Origin of the sequence: Enterococcus avium, assembly GCF_002891025.1 — a bacterium.
GTDB lineage: Bacteria > Bacillota > Bacilli > Lactobacillales > Enterococcaceae > Enterococcus_A > Enterococcus_A avium.
Window position 1 is genome coordinate 3,017,215 of the sequence record NZ_NBSL01000002.1, and the last position, 7,786, is coordinate 3,025,000.

Genomic DNA, 7,786 nt, shown 5'->3' on the forward strand with positions numbered 1-7,786 from the left:
CATATGACGTCGTACGAAGAAGTTGAAAAAAGCTTGAACACCTAGTATGATGCAATCACGAGTAAAAACAAGGAATAATATAAAATATTAAGGAGCAAATAGATTGAGTGACTATTTAGTGAAAGCATTAGCCTATGAAGGATTTGTAAGAGCGTACGCTGTTAATGCGACAGAAACCATCGCTGAGGCGCAGCGTCGTCATGATACATGGAATACGTCTTCTGCAGCCCTAGGACGTACGATGATTGGGGCTTTAATGCTAGGCGCAACGTTAAAAGGCGAAGATAAAATGACTGTAAAAATAGAAGGCAATGGACCGGCAGGAGCTATCGTTGTAGATAGTAATGGAAAAGGCGAGGTAAAAGGCTATATCAAAAATCCACATATCAGCTTACCTTTGAATGAAGTCGGTAAGATCGATGTGCGTGGAGCAGTTGGAACAGAAGGTATGTTTACGGTCATTAAAGATTTGGGATTGAAAGAACCATTTTCTGGTCAGACACCGATTGTTTCTGGCGAGATTGGGGAAGATTTTACCTATTATTTAGCTGTATCAGAACAAATTCCATCAGCGGTTGGTGTTTCTGTTCTAGTTGATACGGATGATTCTATCAAAACGGCTGGCGGTTTCATGATCCAAATTATGCCGGGAGCCAGTGATGAGATTATTGATCAAATTGAGGCGCGACTTAAAGAAACAGCCCGTATTTCGACCTTGTTAGATGAAGGTCAGACGCCAGAAGAAATTCTGCAGAAGTTATTAGCAACAGATGATGTAGAATTTTTAGAAACCATGTCTGTTCAATTTAAATGTGATTGTTCAAAAGAAAAATTTGCATCAGCGATTATTACACTAGGAGCGGAGCAAATTCAAGAATTGATTGATCAAGATCATGGTGCAGAAGCGGTCTGTGCTTTTTGTAACAACAAATATGAATATAGCGAAGCAGACCTTTATGAATTGAAACACGAAATTTTGGGGGAATAGCAGTGAAACCATTGAACGGTACATGGAAAATCGGCAATGTGGAAATTCCAAATCGGGTTGTTGTGGCTCCTATGGCTGGAATAACAAATGCGGCTTTTCGGGTAACGGTGAAGGAATTTGGTGCTGGATTAGTTGTTTGTGAAATGATCAGTGATCAAGGAATTCATTTTAGAAATAAAAAAACCTTAGAGATGCTTTATGTTGATGAGGGTGAGCATCCACTAAGTGTACAGATCTTCGGAGGCAGTAAGGAGACACTAGTAGAGGCTGCACGATTTGTCCAAGAGAATACGGAAGCAGACATCATCGATATTAATATGGGCTGTCCAGTGAATAAAGTCATCAAAGCAGAAGCGGGAGCTAAATGGCTGTTGGATCCTAATAAGGTCTATGAAATGGTAGAGGCTGTTTCCTCCGCTGTGGATATCCCTGTAACAGTCAAAATGCGCATTGGTTGGGACAAACAGCATATATTTGCCGTTGAAAATGCATTGGCCGCACAAAGTGCCGGAGCGTCAGCGCTTGCAATGCATGGTAGAACACGGGTTCAAATGTACGAAGGCCAAGCGGATTGGGAGGTATTGAAGCAAGTCGCTGATCAACTAACCATCCCCTTTATGGGAAATGGCGATGTTCGTACCCCAGAGGATGCAAAACGAATGATTGAGGAAGTCGGTGTTGATGCAGTGATGATTGGCCGTGCGGCATTAGGAAACCCCTGGAGGATTCATCAAACGCAGCATTATTTAGAAACGGGAGAATTGATCACCGAACCAAGTGCTCGAGAAAAAATTGAAACAGCCAAGCTTCATTTAGAACGATTGATAAATTTAAAAGGTGAAAAAATCGCTTGTCGCGAATTTCGCCAACATGCTAGTTACTATCTGAAAGGGATTTCACGATCAACCAAAACAAAAGTAGCGATTAATCAAACAGAAGACAAACAAGTCATCTTCGATTTACTTGATCGACTTGTTGAAAAGACTGAAACAAAAGCAAAAATTAGCTAAACTTCAAGCCGAATGAGGAATTCGGCTTGATTTTTTGCCTATTCATTGGCATTATAAGTAAGAGTAATTACATACTGAGGAGGAACATTCGTGACTGAGGAACAAACAAATTTGACAGAAATGAACGATCAGATGCGTGTTCGCCGCGAAAAAATGGAAAATCTTCGTGAAGAAGGTATTGACCCATTTGGCGCACGCTTCGAACGCACGACAAATTCAAAAGAGTTGCATGAAACTTACGATGAAAATACTAAAGAAGAGCTATTAGAAAAGCAATTAACGGCAAGCGTTGCTGGTCGAATGATGACCAAACGGGGGAAAGGTAAAGTTGGATTTGCTCATTTGCAAGACCGCGAAGGTCAAATTCAAATTTATGTTCGTAAAGACGAAGTTGGAGAAGAGCCTTATGCGATCTTTAAAAAGGGTGATTTAGGTGATTTCTTTGGTGTAACCGGTGAAATCATGAAGACTGATACAGGAGAAGTATCAATCAAAGCGAAAGAAATTACTTTACTATCAAAAGCATTGCGTCCGTTACCAGAAAAATATCATGGGTTAACAAACGTTGAACAACGTTATCGTCAACGTTACTTAGACTTGATCAGTAATCGTGAAAGCTTTGATCGTTTCACTAAACGCAGTCAAATCATTAGTCAAATCCGTCGTTATCTAGATGGTTTAGGGTATATTGAAGTAGAAACACCAGTTTTGCATAATGAAGCTGGCGGAGCGACTGCTCGTCCATTTATCACACATCACAATGCTTTAGATATGGATTTATACCTGCGTATTGCCCTTGAGTTGCATTTAAAACGTCTAATTGTTGGTGGAATGGAAAAAGTCTATGAAATCGGCCGTGTCTTCCGTAATGAAGGAATTGATACTACCCATAATCCAGAATTTACGATGATGGAAGTTTATACTGCGTATCATGATTATTTAGACGTGATGAATCTAACAGAAGGAATTATCCGTGATGTTGCAAAAAATGTTCTGGGGACAACAACACTTTCTTATGATGAGCAAAGTATTGATCTAGGCTCTGACTTTAAACGTATTCATATGGTTGATGCTATCAAAGAACAAACTGGGGTCGATTTCTGGCCTGAAATGACAGTTGAAGAAGCTCGTTCATTAGCAAAAGAGCACAATGTTGAAATCAATGATAATATGGAAGTTGGACATATTATCAATGAGTTTTTTGAAACATTTGTTGAAGAAACACTACAACAACCAACTTTTGTTTATGGTCATCCAGTAGAAGTATCTCCACTTGCCAAGAAAAATACGGAAGATGGACGTTTTACTGATCGTTTCGAACTATTTATAGTAGGGCGTGAGTTCGCTAACGCCTTTACCGAATTAAATGATCCAATTGATCAACGAGAACGTTTTGAATCACAAGAGAAAGAACGTGAGCAAGGAAACGATGAAGCACATGGTGTGGATGAAGATTTCTTAGAAGCGTTAGAATATGGTATGCCGCCTACTGGTGGGTTGGGAATCGGGATTGATCGACTGGTCATGTTGTTGACAGATGTTCAGTCAATTCGTGATGTTTTATTGTTCCCGACTATGCGTTAAAAATAGGCTCTTCGTCAATAAGTGTTGGTGAAGAAATTCAATAGAATAATCGAGATACTCACACGGCTAGACAGCTATCTTGTCTATCCGTGTTGTTGTTCTGGCTTTAGTCAGTTGGGTAGTGTTCTTAGTTTTCTTAAAATATTTTCCTCGATGTAAAAAGATTCGTTCTCGGTAGTTTTGAAAGTTTCTAAAGCCATAGGCAATTCGTTTTAGTACTTTGATATGGTTATTCAAACATTCTATAGGGCCGTTGGAATAGGGAACGCGCAACGCTCGTTTGATTTCTGTTCGATATTTTTTGAAGGTCGTGAACACTGGTTGGTAGTGCTCTGGCAACTTCTTGTAGTCTTCTTTTAGGAGCGCGACGAATTCAGGAACATCTTGTCTTCTGATAGTGGAAAGAAAATCCTGGTAGACTTCGTAGCCTCGCTTTAAGGAATCATCATAAGATAATAGCCGATCGACTATCTCTGCTTCTGTCAGATGATCTCGAAATGACGGACGCCAGTAGCGATGCTGACCCTTCAATTCCCACGCATTCTTTTGAAGTAGTCTCCAGTATTTCTTTAAGTGCTTCGACCGACGATCCCCTTTTTTAAAGGTCTTCATTACTTGAATTCGGTGGTTGGTAAAGGCCCGACCGATGTGTTGGCTAATATGAAAGCGATCGGCGACAATTCGGGCATTCGGAAAACACTCTTTCACCAATGTGCGATAGGGTGTATAGAAATCTGAAACCACTAGACGTACTTGTTCACGGACTTTTCTAGGGTAGCGCAAGAAATAGTCGCGTAAAGGATTGAGTTGCCGATTTTCCACAATATCAATCAGTTGATGGGTCTTGCCGTCCATCATGACAAAGCTCATGGCTCCCGAGACGTTTTTCACCGATTTGAATTCATCGAAACACACCACTTCTGGTAACGGCTGGTTCAAAGAAACGGTTTTAGGCCGAAGGCTGCGAAGTATTCGAATGACAGTGGTCGGAGAAATGTGCTTCATACGTGCGATCAAAGACATAGAAAGAGGTTCGCTTAATAGCTCAAGAATGGCTTGTTTGACTCTGCGAGCAATGGAGCAGTGACGATCACTAACGGAATCTTCTGCTAAAAAAGTCTTTCCACAGTGTTTACATTTGAAGCGCTGTTTGTTAATCCGCAGAATGGTCTTGTAGTTACTGACATCATTCAATAAGATGGATACTTTTTTCCAGCCCCATTTAATGATCGTTTGCTCATTTTCATAGTGGCAATGAAAGCATTCCTCTGGTTGATAGGTCAATGTGCCATCAAAAACAAAACATGTTTCGTCATTGATTCGCTCTTTGCGAAAGGCATCTTCATGGAAGGTAAGATTTAGGTCTAGAATATCTAGTAACTCTTTGGTAAACTCTGAATAGGACATCTTGAAACACTCCTTTGAATGGTTTTCGTCGACTTTATTCTAAAGGATTTCAAGGTGTCTGTTTGCGTTTATTAGAAAAAAGAAAAAGTATTGGCAACAGAAGGCGTCACCAACACTAGATATTATAGAGCCTAAAAATAAATTTTCAAAGACGTTCAGTTATGCTGAGCGTCTTTTTATAATCTTAAAAAGAATTATTAGAAAATGATGTAACTCTTCAATTCTAAAATGCGGCCTATCTTTTTGTGAAAAGGGAATTTTCAATTAGTTTTCATGTTATTTGCGAACATTTACACTAGCAATGAGTAACAATGGTCAGGAATGAAAAAAAGTTGAAAAAAATCAGTATTTTTGATTGACCGAAGAGGATTATGTTGGTATATTATTTTATGTTCCAAAGCGAGCGTATACCGCTCAAAAAAACTTGAAAATTGTTATTGACAGATGACTGACTTTCAGTTATTCTATCAAAGTCGCATAAAGCGATGGCAACAACTTCTTCGAAAAAAACTTCAAAAAAGTTATTGACATCAAAACGGCAATCTGTTATGATTTAAAAGTTGCTGAAACAAAGCGACGAACAATGTAGACCTTTGAAAACTGAACGAATAAAACAAACCAAATGTGTAGGGCGCTTCTATTATATAGAAGCAAACAACATAGCAAGCAATATGCTAGCAAGTCAATTATTACAATTGAGCTTAACAGTCGCAAGACTGTTTCAAACACTTTTTATGAGAGTTTGATCCTGGCTCAGGACGAACGCTGGCGGCGTGCCTAATACATGCAAGTCGAACGCTTTTTCTTTCACCGGAGCTTGCTCCATCGAAAGAAAAGGAGTGGCGAACGGGTGAGTAACACGTGGGTAACCTGCCCATCAGAAGGGGATAACACTTGGAAACAGGTGCTAATACCGTATAACAATCGAAACCGCATGGTTTCGGTTTGAAAGGCGCTTTTGCGTCACTGATGGATGGACCCGCGGTGCATTAGCTAGTTGGTGAGGTAACGGCTCACCAAGGCAACGATGCATAGCCGACCTGAGAGGGTGATCGGCCACATTGGGACTGAGACACGGCCCAAACTCCTACGGGAGGCAGCAGTAGGGAATCTTCGGCAATGGACGGAAGTCTGACCGAGCAACGCCGCGTGAGTGAAGAAGGTTTTCGGATCGTAAAACTCTGTTGTTAGAGAAGAACAAGGATGAGAGTAGAATGTTCATCCCTTGACGGTATCTAACCAGAAAGCCACGGCTAACTACGTGCCAGCAGCCGCGGTAATACGTAGGTGGCAAGCGTTGTCCGGATTTATTGGGCGTAAAGCGAGCGCAGGCGGTTTCTTAAGTCTGATGTGAAAGCCCCCGGCTCAACCGGGGAGGGTCATTGGAAACTGGGAAACTTGAGTGCAGAAGAGGAGAGTGGAATTCCATGTGTAGCGGTGAAATGCGTAGATATATGGAGGAACACCAGTGGCGAAGGCGGCTCTCTGGTCTGTAACTGACGCTGAGGCTCGAAAGCGTGGGGAGCAAACAGGATTAGATACCCTGGTAGTCCACGCCGTAAACGATGAGTGCTAAGTGTTGGAGGGTTTCCGCCCTTCAGTGCTGCAGCTAACGCATTAAGCACTCCGCCTGGGGAGTACGACCGCAAGGTTGAAACTCAAAGGAATTGACGGGGGCCCGCACAAGCGGTGGAGCATGTGGTTTAATTCGAAGCAACGCGAAGAACCTTACCAGGTCTTGACATCCTTTGACCACTCTAGAGATAGAGCTTCCCCTTCGGGGGCAAAGTGACAGGTGGTGCATGGTTGTCGTCAGCTCGTGTCGTGAGATGTTGGGTTAAGTCCCGCAACGAGCGCAACCCTTATTGTTAGTTGCCATCATTTAGTTGGGCACTCTAGCGAGACTGCCGGTGACAAACCGGAGGAAGGTGGGGATGACGTCAAATCATCATGCCCCTTATGACCTGGGCTACACACGTGCTACAATGGGAAGTACAACGAGTCGCGAAGTCGCGAGGCTAAGCTAATCTCTTAAAGCTTCTCTCAGTTCGGATTGTAGGCTGCAACTCGCCTACATGAAGCCGGAATCGCTAGTAATCGCGGATCAGCACGCCGCGGTGAATACGTTCCCGGGCCTTGTACACACCGCCCGTCACACCACGAGAGTTTGTAACACCCGAAGTCGGTGAGGTAACCTTTTGGAGCCAGCCGCCTAAGGTGGGATAGATGATTGGGGTGAAGTCGTAACAAGGTAGCCGTATCGGAAGGTGCGGCTGGATCACCTCCTTTCTAAGGAAATAGTTCATCGAAGATGAACGTTACGGAAACTACACAGGAATGTTTTATTCGTTCAGTTTTGAGAGGTCTACTCTCAAATCGTTCATTGAAAACTGGATACAGAAACAATTTTAAACAAACCGAGAACACCGCGTTGAATGAGTTTTTTAATAAGTTCAATTGCTTATTTATTACTAAAGAACATGATCGCTCATGGGAATTAGTAAGACCCTTGACGAAAGTCAAGATAAGGTTAAGTGAATAAGGGCGCACGGTGGATGCCTTGGCACTAGGAGCCGATGAAGGACGGGACTAACACCGATATGCTTCGGGGAGCTGTAAGTAAGCTTTGATCCGGAGATTTCCGAATGGGGAAACCCAACATCTTTTATAGGATGTTACTTTTCAGTGAATACATAGCTGATTAGAGGTAGACGCAGAGAACTGAAACATCTAAGTACCTGCAGGAAGAGAAAGAAAAATCGATTCCCTGAGTAGCGGCGAGCGAAACGGGAAAAGC

The 7,786-nt window shown here is 42.2% G+C and carries 4 protein-coding genes and 2 rRNA genes (1 of these 6 cut by a window edge); 5 read left to right on the forward strand and 1 reads right to left on the reverse strand.

The window, feature by feature from the left end:
- Positions 1-103 precede the first annotated feature (103 nt).
- The 3 genes from hslO to lysS all read left to right on the forward strand — a co-directional run bounded on the left by hslO (position 104) and on the right by lysS (position 3,582).
- Positions 104-988 (forward strand): Hsp33 family molecular chaperone HslO, encoded by an 885-nt coding sequence (hslO, locus tag AUF14_RS15090; protein ID WP_049219841.1) that lies wholly within the window; start codon positions 104-106, stop codon positions 986-988.
- A gap of 11 nt (positions 989-999) precedes the next feature.
- Positions 1,000-1,998, forward strand: coding sequence for a tRNA dihydrouridine synthase DusB (gene dusB / locus AUF14_RS15095; protein WP_102866124.1), 999 nt, complete (start codon positions 1,000-1,002; stop codon positions 1,996-1,998).
- Positions 1,999-2,118: 120 nt separating this feature from the next.
- Entirely contained in the window at positions 2,119-3,582 is a 1,464-nt protein-coding gene (lysS, locus tag AUF14_RS15100; RefSeq protein WP_102866125.1) for a lysine--tRNA ligase, read from the forward strand.
- A gap of 66 nt (positions 3,583-3,648) precedes the next feature.
- Here lysS and AUF14_RS15105 read toward each other — a convergent pair whose 3' ends face one another.
- Entirely contained in the window at positions 3,649-4,989 is a 1,341-nt protein-coding gene (locus tag AUF14_RS15105; protein WP_102866109.1) for an ISL3 family transposase, read from the reverse strand.
- 730 nt (positions 4,990-5,719) lie between these two features.
- On the opposite strand from AUF14_RS15105, the gene AUF14_RS15110 reads away from it, so the two are divergent.
- A 16S ribosomal RNA gene (locus AUF14_RS15110) occupies positions 5,720-7,278 on the forward strand.
- A 239-nt stretch (positions 7,279-7,517) separates the two neighbouring features.
- Positions 7,518-7,786: ribosomal RNA gene (locus tag AUF14_RS15115) — 23S ribosomal RNA — on the forward strand; it runs 2,643 nt beyond the window's last position.
- The 16S and 23S rRNA genes sit together here, the layout of an rRNA operon.

Coding starts and splice junctions, on each gene's coding strand:
- lysS (WP_102866125.1), top strand. CDS start 2,119: ATGAACGATCAGATGCGTGTTCGCCGCGAAAAAATGGAAAATCTTCGT.
- AUF14_RS15105 (WP_102866109.1), bottom strand. CDS start 4,989: ATGTCCTATTCAGAGTTTACCAAAGAGTTACTAGATATTCTAGACCTA.